General features: G+C 72.4%; 18 protein-coding genes. 12 read left to right on the top strand and 6 right to left on the bottom strand.

Annotation, left to right across the window (positions count from 1 at the left end; all coding sequences use genetic code 11):
* The first annotated feature begins 17 nt into the window (after window positions 1-17).
* Genes EO776_RS03820 through EO776_RS03810 form a run of 3 tightly spaced genes read left to right on the top strand, consistent with a single transcriptional unit; the run spans window position 18 to window position 3,050 of the window.
* Window positions 18-1,826: a helix-hairpin-helix domain-containing protein gene (locus EO776_RS03820; protein WP_094519599.1), complete on the top strand. Its 1,809-nt coding sequence runs from the start codon at window positions 18-20 to the stop codon at window positions 1,824-1,826.
* Window positions 1,827-2,354, top strand: a complete 528-nt coding sequence (locus EO776_RS03815) for a Mut7-C RNAse domain-containing protein (protein ID WP_094519598.1) — start codon at window positions 1,827-1,829, stop codon at window positions 2,352-2,354.
* Window positions 2,355-2,405: 51 nt separating this feature from the next.
* Window positions 2,406-3,050, top strand: coding sequence for a DUF7095 family protein (locus tag EO776_RS03810; RefSeq protein WP_049932397.1), 645 nt, complete (start codon window positions 2,406-2,408; stop codon window positions 3,048-3,050).
* Window positions 3,051-3,498: 448 nt separating this feature from the next.
* Here the strand turns inward: EO776_RS03810 and EO776_RS03805 are convergent, their stop codons facing one another.
* The 4 genes from EO776_RS03805 to EO776_RS03790 all read right to left on the bottom strand — a co-directional run bounded on the left by EO776_RS03805 (window position 3,499) and on the right by EO776_RS03790 (window position 6,827).
* On the bottom strand, window positions 3,499-4,305 hold the full coding sequence (locus EO776_RS03805; RefSeq protein ID WP_086220344.1) for a class I SAM-dependent methyltransferase: 807 nt from the start codon (window positions 4,303-4,305) through the stop codon (window positions 3,499-3,501).
* 69 nt (window positions 4,306-4,374) lie between these two features.
* Window positions 4,375-4,869 (bottom strand): hypothetical protein, encoded by a 495-nt coding sequence (locus EO776_RS03800; protein WP_094521025.1) that lies wholly within the window; start codon window positions 4,867-4,869, stop codon window positions 4,375-4,377.
* An 84-nt stretch (window positions 4,870-4,953) separates the two neighbouring features.
* On the bottom strand, window positions 4,954-5,790 hold the full coding sequence (locus EO776_RS03795; protein WP_094521026.1) for a deoxyribonuclease IV: 837 nt from the start codon (window positions 5,788-5,790) through the stop codon (window positions 4,954-4,956).
* Window positions 5,791-5,978: 188 nt separating this feature from the next.
* On the bottom strand, window positions 5,979-6,827 hold the full coding sequence (locus tag EO776_RS03790) for a lipoate--protein ligase family protein (RefSeq protein ID WP_094521027.1): 849 nt from the start codon (window positions 6,825-6,827) through the stop codon (window positions 5,979-5,981).
* 146 nt (window positions 6,828-6,973) lie between these two features.
* On the opposite strand from EO776_RS03790, the gene EO776_RS03785 reads away from it, so the two are divergent.
* The 9 genes from EO776_RS03785 to EO776_RS03750 all read left to right on the top strand — a co-directional run bounded on the left by EO776_RS03785 (window position 6,974) and on the right by EO776_RS03750 (window position 16,006).
* Window positions 6,974-7,888: a serine/threonine-protein kinase RIO2 gene (locus EO776_RS03785; protein WP_049932388.1), complete on the top strand. Its 915-nt coding sequence runs from the start codon at window positions 6,974-6,976 to the stop codon at window positions 7,886-7,888.
* A 164-nt stretch (window positions 7,889-8,052) separates the two neighbouring features.
* Window positions 8,053-9,291 carry an ABC transporter substrate-binding protein gene (locus EO776_RS03780; RefSeq protein WP_094521028.1) on the top strand — a complete coding sequence of 413 codons (1,239 nt, stop codon included), beginning with the start codon at window positions 8,053-8,055 and terminating at the stop codon, window positions 9,289-9,291.
* Window positions 9,288-10,304, top strand: a complete 1,017-nt coding sequence (locus EO776_RS19595) for an FAD-dependent oxidoreductase (RefSeq protein ID WP_099289023.1) — start codon at window positions 9,288-9,290, stop codon at window positions 10,302-10,304. The genes EO776_RS03780 and EO776_RS19595 overlap by 4 nt, the downstream gene beginning before the upstream one ends.
* Entirely contained in the window at window positions 10,294-11,511 is a 1,218-nt protein-coding gene (locus EO776_RS03770) for a FecCD family ABC transporter permease (protein WP_099289024.1), read from the top strand. The genes EO776_RS19595 and EO776_RS03770 overlap by 11 nt, the downstream gene beginning before the upstream one ends.
* Window positions 11,512-12,450 carry an ABC transporter ATP-binding protein gene (locus tag EO776_RS03765; protein ID WP_089307965.1) on the top strand — a complete coding sequence of 313 codons (939 nt, stop codon included), beginning with the start codon at window positions 11,512-11,514 and terminating at the stop codon, window positions 12,448-12,450.
* Between the two features lie 84 nt (window positions 12,451-12,534).
* The gene (locus EO776_RS03760; protein ID WP_094519239.1) at window positions 12,535-13,716 is read left to right on the top strand and encodes an ABC transporter substrate-binding protein; all 1,182 of its coding nucleotides are present in this window, start codon (window positions 12,535-12,537) and stop codon (window positions 13,714-13,716) included.
* The gene (locus EO776_RS18870; protein ID WP_169514834.1) at window positions 13,717-13,893 is read left to right on the top strand and encodes a hypothetical protein; all 177 of its coding nucleotides are present in this window, start codon (window positions 13,717-13,719) and stop codon (window positions 13,891-13,893) included.
* A gap of 175 nt (window positions 13,894-14,068) precedes the next feature.
* Window positions 14,069-14,893 (top strand): NAD(P)-binding protein, encoded by an 825-nt coding sequence (locus tag EO776_RS03755; RefSeq protein WP_094519242.1) that lies wholly within the window; start codon window positions 14,069-14,071, stop codon window positions 14,891-14,893.
* Window positions 14,894-14,917: 24 nt separating this feature from the next.
* On the top strand, window positions 14,918-16,006 hold the full coding sequence (locus EO776_RS03750) for a DUF7551 domain-containing protein (RefSeq protein ID WP_094519244.1): 1,089 nt from the start codon (window positions 14,918-14,920) through the stop codon (window positions 16,004-16,006).
* 94 nt (window positions 16,007-16,100) lie between these two features.
* Here the strand turns inward: EO776_RS03750 and EO776_RS03745 are convergent, their stop codons facing one another.
* Together EO776_RS03745 and EO776_RS03740 are read right to left on the bottom strand one after the other, a co-directional pair.
* Complete coding sequence (locus EO776_RS03745; RefSeq protein ID WP_094495262.1) at window positions 16,101-17,162, bottom strand: TrmB family transcriptional regulator; 1,062 nt, start codon at window positions 17,160-17,162, stop codon at window positions 16,101-16,103.
* Window positions 17,163-17,280: 118 nt separating this feature from the next.
* Window positions 17,281-19,575 carry an alpha-amylase family glycosyl hydrolase gene (locus EO776_RS03740; protein WP_094495263.1) on the bottom strand — a complete coding sequence of 765 codons (2,295 nt, stop codon included), beginning with the start codon at window positions 19,573-19,575 and terminating at the stop codon, window positions 17,281-17,283.
* Window positions 19,576-19,633: the final 58 nt, after the last annotated feature.

Genomic DNA, 19,633 nt, shown 5'->3' with positions numbered 1-19,633 from the left:
CGCCGAACGGTCGCGTGATGAGCCGGAACGACGAGGTCGCGACGCGGTTGGAGGAGTTCGCCGACCTCCTCGAGGCGACGGGCGTCGAGTACAAACCGACCGCCTACCGACGGGCGGCCGAGAACGTCCGCGACCACCCGGCGCCGATCGAGGGGCTCGCGGCCGACGGCGAGGACGCGGTCGCCGAGATCGACCGCGTCGGCGACGCCATCGCCGCGAAGATCGTCGAGTACGTCGAGACCGGCGAGATCGGAGAATTAACCGAGCTCCGCGAGGAGCTGCCCGTCGACATGGCCGGGCTGACCGCGGTGGAGGGCGTCGGGCCGAAGACGGTCGGCTCGCTGTACGACGCGCTCGGGATCAGCGACCTCGACGAGCTGGAGACCGCCGCCGAGGCGGAGGAGATCCGGGAGGTCTCCGGCTTCGGGGCCAAGACGGAGGAGAACATCCTCGACAACATCCCGTTCGCGCGCGAGGCCCGCGAGCGGACCCGCCTCGGCGACGCCCGGCCGGTCGCGGACGACGCGCTCGCGTACCTCGCCGACCGCGACGCCGTCGAGTCGGTCGAGGTGTGCGGCTCGATCCGGCGGTGGAAGCCGACGATCGGGGACATCGACCTGCTCGTCGCCAGCGAGGAGCGCGATCCAATCGTCGAGGCGTTCACCGACTGGGAGGCCGCGGACGCGACGATCGAGGCGGGCACCGGGAAGGCGAGCGTGCGCGCGGACGGCACCCGCGTCGACCTCCGGATCGTCGACCCCGACGAGTTCGGCGCCGCGCTCCAGTACTTCACCGGGTCGCGGGCACATAACGTCGCCGTCCGCAACCGCGCGATCGACCGCGGGCGCAAGCTGAACGAGTACGGGCTCTTCGACGTGAGCGACGCGGAGGGCGAGGCGGCCGACGACGACGCGGAAGGCGAGGCGGCCGACGGAGCCGCCGCGGACGGCGCGGAGGCCGACGCGACGCGTGCCGGCGAGCGCATCGCGGGGGAGAGCGAGGACGAGGTCTACCGCGCGCTCGACATGGACCCGGTCCCGCCGGAGCTCCGGGAGGACCGCGGCGAGGTCGAGGCCGCCGCCGAGGGTCGCCTGCCGCCGCTCGTCGGGCCGGACGAGCTCCGCGGCGACCTCCACACCCACACCGACTGGTCCGACGGCGGTTTCTCGATCGCCGAGATGGCCGCGGCGGCCGAAGAACGCGGCTACGACTACCACGTCGTCACCGACCACGCGACCGGACCGGGAATGGTGGGCGGCGTCGGGCTCGACGAGTCCGACATCGAGGCGCAGGCCGCGGCGGTCGCCGAGGCGGCCGACGAAGTCGATATCCCGCTCCTCCACGGGATCGAGGCGAACATCGACGCCGGCGGCGACCTCTCGACCGACGACGAGACGCTCGCCGCCCTCGACTTGGTCGTCGCGTCGCCGCACGCCGCGCTCGGGCAGGACGCCGAGGCGGCCACCGAGCGACTGGTCCGGGCGGTCGAGCACCCTCACGTCGACGTGCTCGGCCACCCGACCGGCCGGTTGATCAACGAGCGACCGGGGCTCGACCCGGACGTGGAAGCGGTCGCCGAGGCGGCGTCCGCGTCGGGCACCGCCATCGAGGTGAACGCGAACCCCGCCCGGCTCGACGCCGACGGCGAGTTCGTCCGGGCCGCGGTCGAGGCGGGCGCGACGATCGCCGTCAACACCGACGCGCACGCCCCGCGCGAACTCGACAACGCGCGGTACGGCGTCCACACCGCGCGGCGGGGGTGGGCGCGGGCCGCCGACGTGCTCAACGCGCGCTCGCTCGACGGGCTCCGGTCGTTCCTGCTGTAGATGACGGACCGGGACGGGAGCGCCCCCTCGGCCGCCGACCGCCCGCCGGTCCTGCTCGACGTGATGTGCGGGAAGCTCGCCACCTACCTCCGGCTCTGCGGGTACGACGCCGCCTACGCGCTCGACCGGGGGACCGAGGCCGACGACCGGCTCCGCGAGGTCGCGGCCGCCGAGGACCGCGTCCTCCTCACTCGGGACCGCGACCTCGCGGACCGCGCCCCCCGCGGCGACCCCGCCGTCGACGCCGTCCTCCTCGCCGAGCGCGACGTGCTCGACCAGCTCCGGGAACTCGCCGCCGCCGGTCTCCGCGTCGAACTCGCCGACGAGCCGACGCGGTGCGGCTCGTGTAACGGGCCCGTCGAGCGCGTCGACTCGCTCGAAGTCGGCGACCCGTCGGCCGACCGTCCGGAGTACGTCCCGGACGACGTAGGGTCGGAGCGCCCGGGGTGGCGCTGCACCGAGTGCGGCCAGTGGTTCTGGAAAGGGGGGCACTGGGACGACGTGGCGGCGCGGCTCGACGAGATCTGACCGCCCCGCCGAGCGTAACCGGTTTGCCCGCCCGACGCGTAGTCGTCGCCAATGGAACGCGAAGGGGCCGTCGACCGTCTGGAGTCGCTCGTCGACCGCGTCGCGGGCGAACCGATGCCGGTGCCCGTCCGCGAGGTGTGGGCGTTCGGCGACGTGGCGCTCGGACTCGACCCGGTCGACCGGCTCGACGTCTATCTCACCAAGGACGTGATCATGGGCGGCGACGGCGACGCGGCCGCGGCGTTCGAGGCCGAGTACGGCGTGAAGGGCGTCGGCACCACCGTCGACGCCGAGTGGGCCGAGGCGCACCCGGACCGCGTGCGGACGAGCGACAACGGGTACGCCGCACCAGAGAAGTGCCTCGCGGCCGAACTCCTTGACGACGACGAGCCGATCCACTTGGAGGTGTGTAACGCGGGCTTCGAGGACAACGTCCGGCAGCGCCTGAAGGGCGCGCTCGCCCGGGACGCCTACGAGGAGGTGCTCGACCCCCGCGGGGTCTGCCTGTGGGTCGACGGCGAGCGCGACGACGAGGCCTTCGACCGCCTCCGCGAGGCCTCGCTCGCGATGCCGACGCTACCCGCCGCGCTCGGGATGCTCGGCGCCGACGAGGAGGCCGCGACCGAGGCCGCGGACGTGTTGAAACGACAGCGCACAGAGCAGGAGGGCGCCTCGGTTCGCGGCGACATGGTGTAAGGCGGACGCACCGCGACGCTATTTATAAATCGAACCCGGTGCGGTGGCGCGCGCCTCCGAGCGGCCGCCCTCGGCGGCCGCGAGACAGCACGCGCGAGGGAGTCGGCCGGCCGGAGCGAAGCGGAGGCCGGCCGACGAGGCTGGGGAGGCGTGAGGCGCGGTGCGGGGCGGGACTCAAAGTGGCAGTCGCGAGGGCGAAGCACGGCGCAGTACGCACCGCAGCGAGCAACGCGAGCGAGGAGCGCAACGAGCCGCGCGAGCCCTCGCGGCTGGGGCTTTGGAGGAGTTCGCCGCCGATCTACAACCAGTCATTTATACCCGGACGGCTGGGGCTTTGGCGGTGTCGGCCGCCGATCTGCTACCGTTTATTTATCTATCAAATTCGGAATCAGCCTCTCTGACTTATAAACAACCGCCCGTCGGCGTCGGTTCTGGTTTCCTCTTTCTCTCAGCTCACTCGTCCGACCGTCACGTCGAACGGGACGTACTCGACGCGTTCGTACTCCGCGGCGCCGATGGCGTCGACGACCTCGCGGCCCATCTCGCGCCAGCGCCCGCGGAGGTCGTCGTACGCGCGCTCGGAGGTCGCGGCCACCAACTCGTCGCGGTGGTCGGCCAGCCCCGCGCCGGAGGCCTTCCGCGCCGCCGACCGCAGCGCGGCCTCGGCGTACGGCGGCTCGGTCCGCTTCTCGTGGACGTAGCGCCGAGTGCGCACGTCGACGAGTCCCGCCGCGTCGAACGCCTCGCGGACCCGGTCGCCGAGCGCCACGTCGGTGTCCACCCCGTCGACGTACGCCTCGCGGGCCTCGCGCTCCAGTCGCTCCTCGGCGTCGACCGTCGAGGCCACCCGCACGTCGGCGTTGTCCGGCTCGACCGCGGCGACGAGGTCCCCGGAGACGCGGGCGAGCTCTCGGACCGCGGCGGTCGGGTCCGGGAGGTTGATCAGCAGGGCCTGACAGGCGGCCAGGTCGACCGCGTCGTCATCGACCGGGAGCCGCGTGGCGTCGCCCGCGAGGTAGCCAGTCCGGCCGTCGCTCTCCTCGCGGGCGACCGAGAGGAGCTCTCGGTCCGCGTCGACGCCGAGTACGTCCGCGTCCGTCTCCGCGGCCAGCACGCGGGTCAGCTCTCCGGTACCGCAGCCGACATCGAGGACGCGCTCGCGGCTCGATAGCTCCAAGTCGGCGAGCGCGTCGCGGCCGTCCTCCCACATCCCGCGGCGGGTGTGTTCGAGGTACTCGGCGGAGAAGCGTCGCACGCCCCCGCTTCGGCGCGGGCGAAAATAAACGTCCGGAGATCGACCGCCGCTCGATTCCCGGTCGGGCCGTCACGCCTCGTCGGCGTCCCCCTCGCCGCCGTCCGTCTCCCCTCCGCTGCCGTGGCCGCCGAATCCCAGCATGTCGGCGGCGAGGACGGCGGTCACCCCGGCGCAGTAGCCGACAAACGCGCTGCTCAGCCCGATCGCGGCGAAGCTCACCGTCACGTCGCCGAGCGCCGGGTTCCCGCCGTTGACGCCGGGGACGCCGACCAGCGTCCCGACGAGGACGAACCCCCCGAGGACGACCGCCGGCACGACGCCGACGGTCAGACAGGCCGGTCCCCCGCAGCGCGCGTACGCCCCGGCGGCGGCCAGCGGCCCGGGCGCGTAGAACACTAACGGCGGGAGGAGCCGGTCGGTCAGCGCGGCCGCCGTCGTCGCGCCGACCGACTCGGCGACGAAGGCGGCGACGAGCACGAGGGCCACGACCCCGGCGAATCCGACCACCAGTCCGACCGCGCGGCCGCGGCGACGGCCGACCAGCAGCGCTCTCGTGGTGGACATGCCCGCGGATCGCCCGCGAGATAACTTAAAACTGCGTCGGACGGACGGCGTCCGCGGAGACGGCGACGTCTCGGTCGCGGTGCCTCAGTCGCGCCGGAGTTCGCGCACTCGGTCGATGTTCCACGCGAAGCTCTTTCCGTCCTCGGTCGGCGTCTCCAGCGCGAGCGGCACGTCCGTCAGGTCGGGGTGGTTGAGGAACCGCTCCATCCCCGCCTCGCCGATGTGCCCCTCGCCGATGTGGGCGTGTTCGTCCTTGTTGGTGCCGCACTCGTGTTTCGAGTCGTTGAGGTGGACGTACTCCAAGTGTTCTAACCCGACCACGTCGTCGAACTCGCCGATCGTCTGGTTGACCGCCTCGGGCGTCGAGAGGTCGTAGCCCGCCGCGAACGCGTGTGCGGTGTCGACGCAGACATCGATGTCGGTCTCGGTGCGGTCGATGACCCCCGCGAGGTGCTCGAACTCGCCGCCGAGTTTCGTTCCCGCGCCCGCGTCGCTCTCGATCAGGATCGTCACGCCGTCGGGCACGTCGAGGTCGTCTATCACCGACGCGGCGTTATCGAGGCCGCCCTCGACGCCGGCCCCCGTGTGCGCGCCGAGGTGGACGTTCACGTACGGGATGCCCAGCTTGTCGGCCGCGTCGACCTCTTTTTGCATCGAGTCGAGCGACTTCTCACGGAGCCCCTCCTTCGGCGTACAGAGGTTCACGAGGTAGGAGGTGTGGATCACCCACGGCCCCTCCAAGTCGCGTTCGGTCCCCTCGCGGAACCGTTCGGCCTCCTCGTCGCCGATGTCCGGGTCCTGCCACACCTGCGGCGAGTGGGTGAAGATCTGTCCACAGTTGCCGCCGACCTCGACCTGGTTCGCCACGGCGTTGTCCACGCCGCCGGCGATGGAGACGTGCGCGCCGACCTTGAGACTCATACCGATCACACGGGGGCGGTCGAAAAAGCCCCTTCGGAACCGGGCGGTCCGCGGTCGTTCGCGGTCGTCCCCGCCGTCACCCGCCGCCGCTCCCCGCTTTCCACGTCTTACCGCCGCTCCCCGCTTTCCACGTCTTGCCGCCGCTTCCCGCTTTCCACGTCTTACCGCCGCTCCCCGCTTTCCGCATCTTACGCGCCGCCCCCGGGTCGCGTCCGGGCCCATTCCTCGTTCCGGTACTTCTCCGCGGCGATTTCCTCGGCCCGCTCCAGTTCGTCGTCGGTCCACGACCCGTCCGCGTCGACCGTCGCTCCCGGAGTCGCGTCCGCCCAGTCGGCCAGCGCCGCCTCGACGGTCGCCACCGCGGCCGCGCGGTCGACATCGACCAGTTCGTCCATCCCGACGACCCGGTCTCGGAACGCCTCGGGAGTCACCGACGGATCGGCGAAGACGCCGAGGTGCCGCGGCGCGTCGACCGAGAAGGTCAACGACCCGTGCTGGATCACCGCCTCCCGCTTGCGGTACTGCGCGTTGCCGGCGATCTTGCGGAGCTCGTCGCCCTCCGGTCCCGGGGCCACCACGTCGTGTGCCGGGTGGAGCTCGCGGAGGTAGCAGGCGGGGTGATACAGTTCCGGCATCGACTCGTCGACGTAGTCCGCGTCGACGCCGAGCCGGTCGAAGGCGTCGAGGACCGGCTCGCAAAGAAGGTGGTAGCAGTCGAGCAGTTCGCCCGGCACCGTCTCCGCGGGGACCGCGATAGAGTAGGCGATATCACCCGTTTCGTCGTGGTAGATGCCGCCGCCGCCGGTCTGCCGGCGCGTTGCGTCGATCCCCTCGCGCTCGCAGAATCTCCAGTCGACCGTCTCCGGGTCTTGGTGGCGGCCGAGGGTGAGACAGCTCGGCTCCCAGCGGTAGGTGCGGAGCGTGGCGGGGCCGCCGGCCGCGGCGGTCTCGGCGGCAACCTCGTCTAACGCCATCTGCATTGGGCCGGGGCGGGTCTCCTCGCGGATCAGCCGCCAGTCGACGGCGGGCGCGGTCATGTCGACACCGTCGGCCGCCGCTCCGAAAGCGGTTGCGCTCGGCCCAGCGGTCGGCCCGAACAAAATTCGATATCGCGATATACGCTATACCAGTGGATGTCGTCGAACGCGCGCCCCTTTTACGAATCGCCGGAGTAGGGGCGCGTATGGTGCGAAACGTCGCCGGCGACATGGCCGACCTCGACCCCGAGGACTTCTACCTCCTCTCGGGCGTCGAGCAGGGGATGCGCTTCTCGGAGTGGGTCCGTCGCGACAAGCTCCCGGACTACGCCGACCTGACGCGCGAGGAGGTCGACTACCGCATCGACCGCTGCCTCGACCGCGAGCTGATCGAGCGGAAGACGATCCAGTACGAGGGGTACCAGCTCACCTTCGAGGGGTACGACGCCCTGGCGCTCCGGACGTTCGCGGAGCGGGAGACGATAGACGGCGTGGGGTCGCCGCTCGGGCTCGGCAAGGAGGGCGACGTGTACGAGGCGCAGTCGTTCCGGCCGCTCGCCCTGAAGTACCACCGCGAGGGGTACACCAACTTCCGCGAGGTGAACCGCGAGCGCGAGTACACCGCCGACCGGGACCACGTCTCGTGGCTGTACACCGCGCGCAAGGCGGCCGAGCGGGAGTACGAGGCGATGGAGTCGCTGTATCCGGACGTCTCCGTCCCCCGGCCGGTCGACCACAACCGACACGCCATCGTGATGGAGAAGTTCGCGGGCGTCGAACTTTCGCGCGCGAAGCTCGACCCCGAGCAGGCGGTCGGCGTCCTCGATCTGATCTGCCGCGAACTCGCGACCGCCCACGAACTCGGCTGGATCCACGCCGACGCCTCCGAGCACAACGTCGCGGTCGCCGAGAGCGGGATCACCATCTTCGACTGGCCGCAGGCGGTGCCCGTCGACCACGAGAACGCGCGGGAGTTCCTCGAACGCGACGTGGAGAACCTCGTCCGGTACTTCGGTCGGAAGTACCCGCACGAGGTGCCGCGAGAGGCCGACATCGAGGGCATCGCCGCCGCTATCGCCGACGGCTCGTTCGAGAGCGTGCGGTCGTTCGGCGCCGAATAAAGCGGATAGCGCGATACGAAATCCGGCTTGGCCGCGGTTCGTCCCGCTCGGCTGCCGTTCGTCACGTCCGCACCGGTCCGCGGGGTCTCGCCGACCGTCTGGCGAGGTTTTAGGCATACCTAAGATTCGAAACCGCTTTAATCCTTTAGGGTGGCCTAAATCGTATGCAACCAGACGCGGACCGACTCACCGGCACGCGACGCGACGCGATCAGGTACTGCGGCGCCGTCGCCGGCGCGGGGCTCCTCGCCGGGTGTAGCGGGAGGGAGACGACGCCGAGCGGGTCCGAGAATGAGGCCGGTTCCGCGGACGGAGGCTCCGGCGGCGACTCGCCGGACACGTACACGGCCGCGATGGCCCCGGTGGGCGAGGTCGAGTTCGACGCGGTCCCCGAGAGCGTGTCGGTGTACAGCCTGCTGTACGCCGACCTCGCCGTGGCGCTCGGCCACGGCGGGGCGGTGAACTCTCTCGGGTTCGACGCCGACGCGGGCGGGAACACGCTCGACGCCTACTACGCGAACCTCGACGGCGTCTCCTTCGATCGCGAGGGGATCACGCAGCTCAACTCCGGTTCGAGCGGGGGCATCTCGGTCGACCGCGAGCTCCTCTACGAGCTCGACTCCGACCTCCACCTGGCCGACCCGGCGCTGTTCGCCTCCTTCGACGGCTGGGACGAGGAGGACGTGGCCGAGGTCCGGGAGCGCGTCGGGCCGTGGTTCGGAAACAGCTACAGCCGCCGGCACGCCGCGCCGCCCGAGGCGTACCGCGACCGGTACGAGTACTACACCCTCCCCGAGATCGGCGAGCGGGTCGCCGCCGCGTTCCGAGAGTCGGAACGCTTCGCCGCGCTCGACGCGGTCCGCGAGGACCTGATCGAGACGATCCGGAGCGACCTCCCCCCGGCCGAGGAGCGGCCGACCGTCGCGACGCTCATCTACATGGACGGGACCTACTACCCCTCGCGGACCGACGAGCCGGGGTTCGCGAACGCGCACGTGCGTCCGTTCGACGTGCCCGACGCGTTCGCCGGCGACGACGTCACCTACGAGACGGCATACGACCACGAGCGACTGCTGGAGGTCGACCCCGACGTCGTCCTCCACCAGTACGGGATCGCCTCTTACTACGACGTGGGCGCTGTCCGCGAGGAGCTGTCGGACCACCCGGTCGCCGGCGACCTCTCCGCGATAGCGAACGACCGCTTCTACCCCTCCGGCGATCCGGTTCAGGGCCCGATCATGAACCTGTTCCAGCTGGAGATGACCGCGAAACAGCTGTTCCCGGAGCGGTTCGGTGAGTGGCCGACGTACGAACACGGCGACGACTACCCGGAGATCCCCGCCGACGAACAGCTGTTCGACCGCGGCGAGGTCGCCTCGATCGTCGCCGGAGGGGGCGAATGAGCGGTCCCGCCGAGCCCGAGGCCGCCGACCGCGACGTCGTCGTGGTCGGCTGTGGGCCGGCCGGCTGCGCCGCCGCGGTGTTCGCCGCGCGCGACGGCCTCGACGTGACCGTCTTCGACCGCGGCCGGTCGTCGCTCGCGCGGTGCGCTCACCTCGAGAACTACCCCGGCTTTCCGGCCGGCATCGACGTCGGAATCCTCTCCGACCTCATGCGCGAGCAGGCCGAGCGGGCGGGCTGTGCGGTCGTCGACGACCTCGTCGAGACCGTCGAGCGGGCGACCGACGGCGGGCCCGGAGAGCCCCCCGAGGGCGACGCGCCTCGGTTCGTCGTGACCCCGCAGGAGGGCGACCCGGTCACCGCCCGCCGGGTGGTCGCGGCGACGCGCTATGACGGCGAGTACCTCCGCGGGCTCGACGAGGACGGCGCGATGTTCGAGGCACGCGATCGCGACGGCGAGACGCGCGAGGACTTCGACCGGGAGTACGCGGACCGAGACGGGAAGACGCCGGTCGAGGGGCTGTACGTCGCGTCTCCGTCGGACGCGGACCGGCAGGCGGTCACGGCCGCGGGCCGGGGCGCGCGGGTCGGCAAGCGGGTGGTCGCCGACGCCCGGATCGACGACGGCTGGTGGCCGGCGGCGGCCGAGGGCGTCGACTGGGTCCGCCGCGAGGCCGAGCGCGAGGGCGAGTGGACCGACCGGGAGCGCTGGGTCGAGTGGTTCGACGAGACCCACGCCGACGGCCCGGTCGACCCCGACTCCGAGCGGTTCGCGCGCGTCCGCGAGGCCGCGGTCGACGACGCCCTGTCGGCGTACGTCGACGCGGACGAGGCGGCCGCGCGCGCCGCGGCCGGTCACCGCGCGCTCGCCGAGCGACTCGACCCCGAGGCGGTCGTCGACGCACACGGGCCCGCCGCGCTGCTCGACGCGCTGGACGACGGGGCGGTCGCGGCGTACGCGGGCGGCGACGGGTCGACGCGCCGCGAGCCGACGGAGGCCCGCGATGAGCGGTGAGGGGTCGCGGACCGACGGCGGGCGGGTGACGGGGGGCGAGGGTCGGGCGGTCAGCGGCGAGTCGACCGCGAGGCGACCGGGCGGGCGCGGTCGGCTCGGGTGGCTCTTCGAGCCGCGGCTCGCGACCGTGGCCGCGGTGAGCCTCTTCATAGTCGTCCTCGCGGGGCTCGTTCAGGTGAGCTTCGGGGCATACTCGATGACGGTCGGGCAGGCGTGGCGGGCTGTCCTCGACCCGGCCGTCCTGCTCGACCCGCGGTGGTTCCTCAACTTCCTCCTCGGCGAGGAGCCGATGCGGGCGGTCACGGGGTTCCGGGGCGAGCTGCCGGAGCTCGCGCGCGAGACGCTCGTCGTCTGGAGCATCCGCCTGCCGCGAGTGCTCGTCGCCGTCGTCGTCGGGATGAACCTCGCCGTCTCCGGCGCCATCTTCCAGGCGGTGACGCGCAACGAACTCGCGAGCCCGTTCATCCTCGGCGTCTCCTCGGGCGCCGGGCTGACCATCCTGCTCACGCTCGTCGTGTTCGGCGGGCTCTCGGCGTTCCTCCCGCTGATCGCGGCGCTCGGCGGATCGGTCGCGTTCCTGATCGTCTACGCTATCGCGTGGAAGAACGGGACGAGCCCGGTCCGGCTCGTGCTCGCGGGCGTCATCGTCGGGACCGTCTTCAACAGCCTCCAGACGGGGCTGTTCTTTTTCGCCGACGACATCGGCGTCGTCCAGTCGGCGATCCAGTGGACGACGGGGTCGCTGACGGGGACCGACTGGGAGCAGGTCCGGACCGCGCTCCCGTGGACGCTCGTGGCGGTCGTGCTGTCGCTCGTCGGCTCGCGGCAGCTGAACCTCCTCCTCCTCGGCGAGCAGACGGCGAAGTCGCTGGGGATGTCGATCGAGCGGGTCCGGTTCGCGCTCTCCGGCGTCGCCGTGCTGGCGGCCGCCGCCAGCATCGCGGTGGCGGGGATCGTGAGCTTCGTCGGCCTCATCGTCCCGCACGTGGTCCGGAATCTCGTCGGCAGCGATTACAAGCGGGTGATCGTCGGCTGCCTGTTCGTCGGCCCGGCGCTGATGGTCGGCGCCGACGTCGGCGCGCGCCTCGGGGTGAGCGTCCTAACCGGCGCGGACGCACAGATCCCGGTGGGGATCGTCACCGGGCTGGTCGGCGGCCCGTACTTCCTGTACCTGATGCGGCGGCGGCAGAACGTGGGTGAGCTCTGAGTGTCCATATTCCGTGCGAACGCGACCGAACCGGAGGGATCGAGCGGCAAGACCGAAACGCGCGGCGCGAACGGCCCGCGCGACGGGACCGGACAGACAGGGGCCGGTGACGCGACCGGACCGACCGGAGCCGGCGACGCGACCGACGCGAGCGACCTCAACGCCGAGGACCTCGTGGTGGGCTACCCGACCGCCCCGGAGCCGGTGATCGACGGCGAGTCGATCGCGGCCGAGCCGGGCGCGGTGACGGCGCTCGTCGGGCCGAACGGCTCCGGGAAGAGCACCCTCCTGAAGGGGTTGGCGGACCAGATAGCGCCCGACGACGGCTCGGTCCTGCTCGACGGGCGCGACGTCCAGTCGATGGACGCGAAGCCGCTCGCGAAGCGGCTCGGGCTGCTCTCGCAGGAGCGCACGTCGCCCGAGAGCATCACCGTCGAGGACCTCGTGTACCACGGTCGCTACCCGCACCGGGGGTTCTTCGAGCGGACGACCGAGGAGGACGCTCGCGCGGTCGAGCGCGCAATCGACCTGACGGGCTGCGGCCACCTGCGCGACCGCGAGGTTGGGAGCCTGAGCGGCGGGCAGCGGCAGTTGGCGTGGATCGCGATGGCGTTGGCGCAGGACACCGACGTGCTCCTCTTAGACGAGCCGACGACGTTCCTCGACCTTCACCACCAGATGGAGGTGATGGAGGTAATCGAGACGCTCCGCGACGAGAGCGATGTCACCGTGGTCGTCGTCCTCCACGACATCGAGCAGGCCGCGCGGCTCGCCGACCGCGTGGTCGCGCTCAAGGGCGGGGAAGTCCGGGCGCGCGGCCCGCCGGAGGAGATCGTCACGGAGGACCTGCTCTCCGAGGTGTTCCGCGTCGACGCCGACGTGGTCGACACCGACCGCGGGCCGCGAGTCACGCCGATCCGCGCGCGCCACGAAGAGTGACCGGAACCGGTGCGGGGGAGCGACACGGTTTTAGGTCGCCCTAAAGATCGGAACGGTTAAATTGGTTTAGGCTAGCCTAAAAGTATGCGCAGAAGCGACGAGGCAGTCGACGGACACACCCGGAGAGCGTTCGCGAAGTACGGCGGGACGGTCGCCCTCGGCGGACTACTCGCCGGCTGTGCCGGCGGCGGCGCGGAGTCCGATCCGTCGGGGTCCGACGGCGGCGACGAGAGCTACGCCGCGTCGATCTCGCCGACCGGCGAGGTGACGTTCGAGTCGCCGCCCGAGACGGTGTTCACGCGGCTCACTCACCACGCGGGCATGGCGTTCGCCCTCGGACGGAGCGACGGGCTCACCGCGATGCACGCGCCGGACTACTACGACGGGCTCTGGAACCAGTTCGTCGAGCGGCTCCCCGGCGTCTCGCTCGACTGGTCGGGGCTCTACTCCTCGTGGCAGCCCGACAAGGAGAAGCTGTACGAACTCGACAGCGACGTCCACCTCGCCGACCCGGCGTGGATCACCCGGCAGGACGCGTGGAGCCGCGAGGACGTCGACGAGATCGCCGAGCGCGTCTCGCCGTGGTTCGGCAACTCCCTCTCCGACCGCCACCAGGAGCCGACGGGCGAGTGGGCCGACGGGTACCAGTACTACGGCCTCTGGGAGCAGTTCGAAATCGTCGCGGAGGCGTTCCGCGAGCGCGAGCGCTACGAGGCGCTCGCGGCCGTCCGCGAGGAGCTCCTCGCGACGATCGACGATGGGCTCCCGCCGGAGTCGGAGCGCCCGACCGCGATCATGGTCGCGGCCGCCGACATCGAGCAGATCTACGCGTACACGCTGAGCAACCCCGGCTTCCTCACGTCGCACACGCGCCCGCTCGGGCCGCGCGACGCCTTCGGAGGGGGCGTCGAGTCCGGCACGGTCGTCGACTTCGAGACGATACTGGAAGCCGACCCCGACGTGATCCTCTACCTCGGCGGCTTCGAGCCCGGAACCGACATGGCCGGGCGGCGGGCCGCCTTCGAGGAGGACCCCGTCGGCTCGGAGGTCACCGCGGTGAAGAACGACCGGATCCACCCGCAGGGCGCGCGGTATCAGGGACCGATCCTGAACCTCTTCCAGCTGGAGATGACCGCGAAGCAGCTGTACCCCGACGCGTTCGGCGCGTGGCCCCGCTACGAGGAGGGCCCGTACCCGGAGATCCCCGAAGACGAGCGGCTGTTCGACCGGCAACGGGTGGCCGACGCGATCAACGGAGAGCTGTAGATGCGCGCCCGCGAGTGGACCGTCGCGGCGACGTACGGCGACCCGACCGACTACGACGTGCCCGCGCTGCCGACGTGGCGCGTCGAGCGCGGCGAGTGCGGCGGGATCGCGTTCGCGGCGACCGACCGCGACGAGCCCTTCATCGCCGCGGAGCGGCCGGTCCGAGTTCGCCGATGACCGCGGGATCGTCGGCCGCTCCGGCGCGCCCGATCGACGCCTCGGCCCGCTCGGGTCGCGTCGGCGACGCGACCCGCGACCGAAGGCCGTATCTCGTCGCGGCGGCGTCAACGGGTATGAACTCGAACCGCGATCGGACCGGCGACGCCTTCGGACGTGGACGGGTGAGCGAGCGATGACGGCGGGCGCGACCGGAGCGGTCGAGGGCCCGGACGGCCCGACCGACGAGCGCCCGCGCGAGCGCGGCGCGGTCGTCGTCGGCGGCGGCGTCGCCGGGCTCTCTGCGGCCGTGTACACCGCTCGGCAGGGGCTCGACACGCTCGTCGTCGACCCGGGCGGGTCGATCCTCCGGCGGAACGCGCGCCTAGAGAACTTCCCCGGCTTCCCGCTCGGCGTCGACCCGCGCCGCCTGCTGGACCTGCTCGGCGAGCAGGCGGAGACCGCCGGCGCGGACCGGCTCGACGCCCGGGTCTCGCGGGTCTCGCTCGCCGACGGGGACCCCGACGCGGCCGACGCCGGAAACGCGGCGAACGGCGCCCGCTTCGCCGTGACCACCGACGAGGGCGACCGGATCGGTGCCCGACAGGTCGTCGCGGCGACGAAGAACGAGGTGGGGTATCTGACGGAGCTCGACGGCGTCGATATCGTCGACCGCGGGAAGGCGTACGTCGACGCCGACGAGCGCGGGCGGACCGGCGTCGACGGGCTGTACGCCGCGGGACGGCTCGCCCGCAAACCCCACCAGGCGGTGGTGTGCGCGGGCCACGGCGCGGAGGTCGCCGTGACGCTGTTGGAGGAGTCCGACGAGCCGTTCTACCACGACTGGGTCGCGCCGGAGGGGTACTTCACCGACCGCGACCGCGACGTGCCGCCGGGCTGCGAGGAGATCGCCGCCGCCGAGCGCGAGGCGCGGGAGTCGGCCGCGCTCGACGCGACCCGCGACCGGTTCGCCGAGCCACACCCCGACCCGCAGGAGACGCACCCGAGCCTGGAGGACTGACCGCACGCGACCACCCACCCAACCGTGATCGGAACCACGCTACTCGACATCGCGGACCACATCGAATCGCTCGCGGGCGAGGACGGCGAGTTCTCGCTCGTCTGCGCCCGGTACGGCGACCGGCCGGTCCCGGCCGCGGGGCTGCGCTTCGAGGGCCGCGAGACAGCCCGCGCGGCGGCCCGGGCGACGGAGCAGTACCGCGACACGCTCCGTCGGTACGACCCCGAACTCCCCTTCTACGACGTGATCGTCAGACAGGAGTTCGCGGAGCCGACGACCGGGACGGCGACCGGGGACCCGGGCCTCGACCGATTTGTCCCCGACCTCGACGTCGGCGCGGCCGACGAGCTGACCGACCGCGTGGTGGAGGCCGTCGACGACCGTCCCGCCGAGGGCGACCGCGACGCCGAGGGCAGCGACGGGAGCGCCCTCGATGGCGACGCGGATCCGCACCCCGACGCACCGACCCGGTCCAGACCGCCCGGACGGGGCCCGCGCCGCGACCGCGTCGAGTTCTGTCACGCCGCGGCGGCGGCGGCGTTCGAGGCGCTTTCCGCGGCGGGCCACGACCGCGTCGAGTCGGCGGTGATGGACGCGTACTTCGCGTTCGCGGAACGGCTCTCCGACCCCGACGACCTCTGTCTCTGCCTGCTCGAAGCGACGGCGATAGCGCTCGACCGCCACCTCGATCCGGAGGCGCAGGCGACGGTGCTGTCCGCGGCCGCCGAGCGCCTCCCAGACCCCGGGCCGACGCCGGCCGCGGACCCGGTCGCGGCCGCGTTCGACCGGCTCGCGGCGGTCGGCCTCGTCGAGGACTACGAGCGCGTCGGCGGCTCCGAACGCGCCGACGACCCCGACCGGGCCGCCGAGGCCGAGCGCGGCGCGACCGTCCGCGTCTCCGGGTACGCGCTGTCTCCGACGGACGGCCGCGTCCCGACGCTGCCGGTGGCGCTGGAGGTGTGCCGCCGCGACCCGCGCGGTCGGCTCGCCGGCGTGGCGCTGCTCGGGGGCGGCGGCGACGCGACCGGGTCGGACTGCTGGTTCAGGGTCGATCCGGACGCTCCCTCCCTCGACGGCGGCCCGTCGAGCTCGTCGGTTCCCTCGGAGAGCTGACCGCCGCCGGGAGGACGCGTCGCTCCGCCGCGTGTTCCGGATCTCCGCGTCTCGGGGTCCGCGTCCCGGCCCTCCGGAACCCCGCGTCGCCGCCCTACTCCTCGTCCGACTCGATCCGGACGAGGTCCGCCTCGACGTCCTCGACGAACGCGCCCTGTCCCCCGACGGTGACCTCGCCGTCGTCGGTCTCGACGACGAGCGAGTGCTCGACCGGGAACTCGTTGTTCCTCGGCTCCACCATCCCCTGTTTCGTCTCGACGACGCGGCCGACGATCTCGGCCGCCTCGTCGTCGTCGGTCCACCGCCCCCCGACGGTCACCCGCGGCGGGTCGCCGGCGCGGAGCCGCAGGGTCGCCTGGAGGACGGTGTGTCTGAAGTCGGTGTACTCGACGGGGAGCGGCGCCGGCTCGGCGACGGCCATCTCGGTCGCGGCGGGCCAGTAGTTCCCGAGGAAGGAGCCGACGATCACGGGCGCGAGCTGCTCCTGGGCGAAGGCGATGGCCTGTCGGTCGGTGGTCGACTGCCGGAGGAGCTCGGGCGGGGAGACGACACCGGCCGCGGAGTCGACCGTGAGCAGCGTCGGCATCGCCTCGCTCCACGTCCGGACGACGTTCGCGACGCCCGACAGCGCGGGGTCGTCCGCGTCGAGGCTCGCGTCGGCGTCGGAGACGACGAGCAGGACGAGGACGCCGCGGTCGACCGCGTCGGCGAGCGCCTCGCGCACCTCGGGGAGCTGCTTCGCGGTGATCGAGAGCGTCACCTCGCTTTCGGCGTCCGCGAGCAGCGACCGGATCCGCTTGATTACCGTGACCCGCGATTTGATCACCTCGAACTGCTCGGCCTGACGCTCCACGCGGGAGTACCGCTCCGCGAGCCCGGGTCGCATCGCGTCCACGTCCGACCGGAGCCGGTCTATCACCTCGTCCGGCGGGTTCGCCCGGATCGTCGTCGGCACGACGTGGTCGTTCACCTCGACGAAGCCGCGCTCCGCTAGCGACTCGCTCACGCTGTAGACGTACCGCTTCGAGACGCCCGCCGCGTCGGCGACGGTGCTCGCCTTCGCCTCGCCGTGTTCGAGCAGACTGAGATAGGTGTCGACCTCCTTATCAGAGAGTCCGAAGCGACGGAGGAGGTCGGTCAGCGTCCGGTCGTCCATACGCACGCCTCTGGCGAGCGACACTTATAGGAGTCGGTACCGGGCGGCTTCGCCGCTCCGCGACGGCGGCGACGGCGACGGCGACCGGTCACCGGAGCACGGCGGCGGCGTCGACCGGTCACCGGAGCACGGCGGCGGCGTCGACCGCGACCCGGACCCCGGCATCGCCGTCGCCGCCGCCGTCGCGGTCCACCGCGCTTCCGTCGCCGAGCAGGTCCGTCTCGACCCCGTCGGGGACGGCGACGGTCGCCGGCTCCGTCGCGAAGTTGACGACGACGAGCAGGGGATCGGCCTCGCTCCCGTCTCCCCCCGCCGGCGTCCGCTCGTACGCGGTCACCCGCTCCGCGTCCCCTTCGACGACGCGCACGTCGGCCGCGCGACCCTCGAACGTCACGTCGCCGTCGCGGAGGAGCGGTTCGGCCCCGCGCAGCGCGACCAGCCGCCGGTGGAAGTCGGTGAGATCGTTGTCGCCGTCGTGCCACCGGATCGGCCCGCGGTACGTCTCGTTGCCGCGCTCCTGCCCGGCGTAGATCATCGGCGCCCCCGGCAGGGTGAACGTCACCGCGGCGGCGGCGCGGAGCGCGTCGCGACCGTACTCCGCGAGGTAGCGGTCCTCGTCGTGGTTCTCGACGTACCGCATCTGCGAGCGGCCGTCGTCGAAGCCGAGCCACTCGCCGCGCGCGAGGGCGGCCTCAACCGCGTCGGCCGGCTCCTCGCCCGCGCCGACCGCGCGGAGCGTCTCGTACAGCGAGGTGTCGTAGTGGCGGTGGAACTCCCCCTCGCCGTAGAAGGGGTCGTGGGGCAGCGTCTCGTCGAGGAGCAGCGTGTCGTCCGGCACGCGGTCTGCCACCTCCTTCCAGAAGCCGTGCGGGACGCCCCACGCCACGTCGGCGCGGAAGCCGTCGACGACGCCGGCCCACTCGTCGACCACGTCGAGGAGCCACCCGCGGACCGCCGGGCTGTCGAAGTTGAGGTTCGGGATGCGGCCCCACTCGAAGTAGTAGTCGGGCGCCGCGCCCCCGTCGAGTTCGGCCCACTCGATCCCGGTCACGTCGGCGGCCGCGTCGGTCCGGCGGTAGTGGTCCGCGTACGCGTCGACGCCGGCCGAGTGGAGCTGGAAGGCGGGGTGGTCGCGGGAGGTGTGGTTGATCACTAGATCGAAGACGACCCGGATGCCGGCGTCGTGGCAGGCGTCGACGAGCGACTCGAACGACTCGCGCGAGCCGAGGTCCGCGGCGGTGTCGTAGTAGTCGGTGACGTGGTAGCCGTGGTCCGTCGGCGAGGCGAGGACGGGCGTGAGCCAGAGCGCGTCGACGCCGAGGTGGTCGAGGTACTCGACTCGGCGCTCGATCTCCGCGAACGTCGTCGGCAGCGTGTCGCCCGCGAACGACCGCACGAACACCTCGTAGATCGTCGGGGACTCGGCCCACTCGGGCGTCGGGTTCGGGTCGGCGACCGCGACCGACGCGGCCGTCGCCTCCGCAGCGTCTCCGTCGCTCGCGTCCGTCTCCACCCGCACCGTCTCCGCAGCCCCGTACCGCTCACCGTGCGGGGCCGCGCGGATCCGGACCGAGTCCGGGAGCTCGTCGAGCGGGACCGAGAGCGTCCGGCCGTCGGCGCGCGACTCGATCGCCGCCACCGTCTCCGGGTCGGCGTCGCGGTCGTCGACGAGGAACGTCACGTCGAGGGCGTCCGGATCGCCGGCGCGCTCCACGTCGTCGACGGCGGGCGCGGGCTCGATCTCGGCCGTCAGGCGGAGCCGGTCACTTTCCTCGGGGCCGTCGCCCTCGACGACGGCCGCGTCGAGCGATATCCGCGGTCGCCCGGGGCCAGGGACCTCGCAGTCGCCGTGGTACGCCGCCGAGCGGTCGCCGTCGGGGACGAAGCCGAAGCCGTGGCGTCCGGGCGGGACCCGCACCGTCGCGACCCACTCGTCGCCGTCGCGCTCGGCCCGGTCGAGCCCGAGTCGGTTCTCGTTGTGGGGCCACAGCAGGGAGACGCGGTCGACCTCGTCGTCGCCGTCCGTCGGGATGTCGGCGGCCGGGACGCGGATCTCCGTCTCCCGTCGCTCGTCCGGGAAGGCCCGGACGCGCTGTCGGTGCGTCCCGTCGGGCGCGTCGAGCGCGAGGACGTACGTGCCGGGAGCGTCGGGCGCGAGGTGGACGACCGGGTCGTCGTCGCGGCTCGTCTCGCCCGCGCGGAACACCGCGGTCGAGGGCGCCGAACCCGCTGCCGTCGCCGTGCTCGGCGGGCCGGTCGCGTCCGGGTCCGGGCCGTCTCCAGCGGAGAGCGCGCTGTCGGCGGGCGCGTCGCGGACGCGCCAGCGGTACGTGCCGTCGGCGTCCGGGGACCGCGCCGCCAGCTCGACGGACTCGCCGACGCTCGTCGTTCGCGGGGGGCCAGGTTCGTACACGACCCGCCTGTCGGCGCGGCGCGATTTGAGGGTTTCCGTTCGGCAAACGCGTGAACAA

The sequence above is a fragment of the Halorubrum ezzemoulense genome (assembly GCF_004126515.1).
GTDB classification, from domain to species: Archaea; Halobacteriota; Halobacteria; order Halobacteriales; family Haloferacaceae; genus Halorubrum; species Halorubrum ezzemoulense.
The sequence above is the reverse complement of the archived record's forward strand: the minus strand, read 5'-3'. Positions and strand labels throughout refer to the sequence as shown.

Coding starts and splice junctions, on each gene's coding strand:
- EO776_RS03820 (WP_094519599.1), top strand. CDS start 18: ATGAGCCGGAACGACGAGGTCGCGACGCGGTTGGAGGAGTTCGCCGAC.
- EO776_RS03815 (WP_094519598.1), top strand. CDS start 1,827: ATGACGGACCGGGACGGGAGCGCCCCCTCGGCCGCCGACCGCCCGCCG.
- EO776_RS03810 (WP_049932397.1), top strand. CDS start 2,406: ATGGAACGCGAAGGGGCCGTCGACCGTCTGGAGTCGCTCGTCGACCGC.
- EO776_RS03800 (WP_094521025.1), bottom strand. CDS start 4,869: ATGTCCACCACGAGAGCGCTGCTGGTCGGCCGTCGCCGCGGCCGCGCG.
- EO776_RS03795 (WP_094521026.1), bottom strand. CDS start 5,790: ATGAGTCTCAAGGTCGGCGCGCACGTCTCCATCGCCGGCGGCGTGGAC.
- EO776_RS03790 (WP_094521027.1), bottom strand. CDS start 6,827: ATGACCGCGCCCGCCGTCGACTGGCGGCTGATCCGCGAGGAGACCCGC.
- EO776_RS03785 (WP_049932388.1), top strand. CDS start 6,974: ATGGTGCGAAACGTCGCCGGCGACATGGCCGACCTCGACCCCGAGGAC.
- EO776_RS03780 (WP_094521028.1), top strand. CDS start 8,053: ATGCAACCAGACGCGGACCGACTCACCGGCACGCGACGCGACGCGATC.
- EO776_RS19595 (WP_099289023.1), top strand. CDS start 9,288: ATGAGCGGTCCCGCCGAGCCCGAGGCCGCCGACCGCGACGTCGTCGTG.
- EO776_RS03770 (WP_099289024.1), top strand. CDS start 10,294: ATGAGCGGTGAGGGGTCGCGGACCGACGGCGGGCGGGTGACGGGGGGC.
- EO776_RS03760 (WP_094519239.1), top strand. CDS start 12,535: ATGCGCAGAAGCGACGAGGCAGTCGACGGACACACCCGGAGAGCGTTC.
- EO776_RS18870 (WP_169514834.1), top strand. CDS start 13,717: ATGCGCGCCCGCGAGTGGACCGTCGCGGCGACGTACGGCGACCCGACC.
- EO776_RS03755 (WP_094519242.1), top strand. CDS start 14,069: ATGACGGCGGGCGCGACCGGAGCGGTCGAGGGCCCGGACGGCCCGACC.
- EO776_RS03745 (WP_094495262.1), bottom strand. CDS start 17,162: ATGGACGACCGGACGCTGACCGACCTCCTCCGTCGCTTCGGACTCTCT.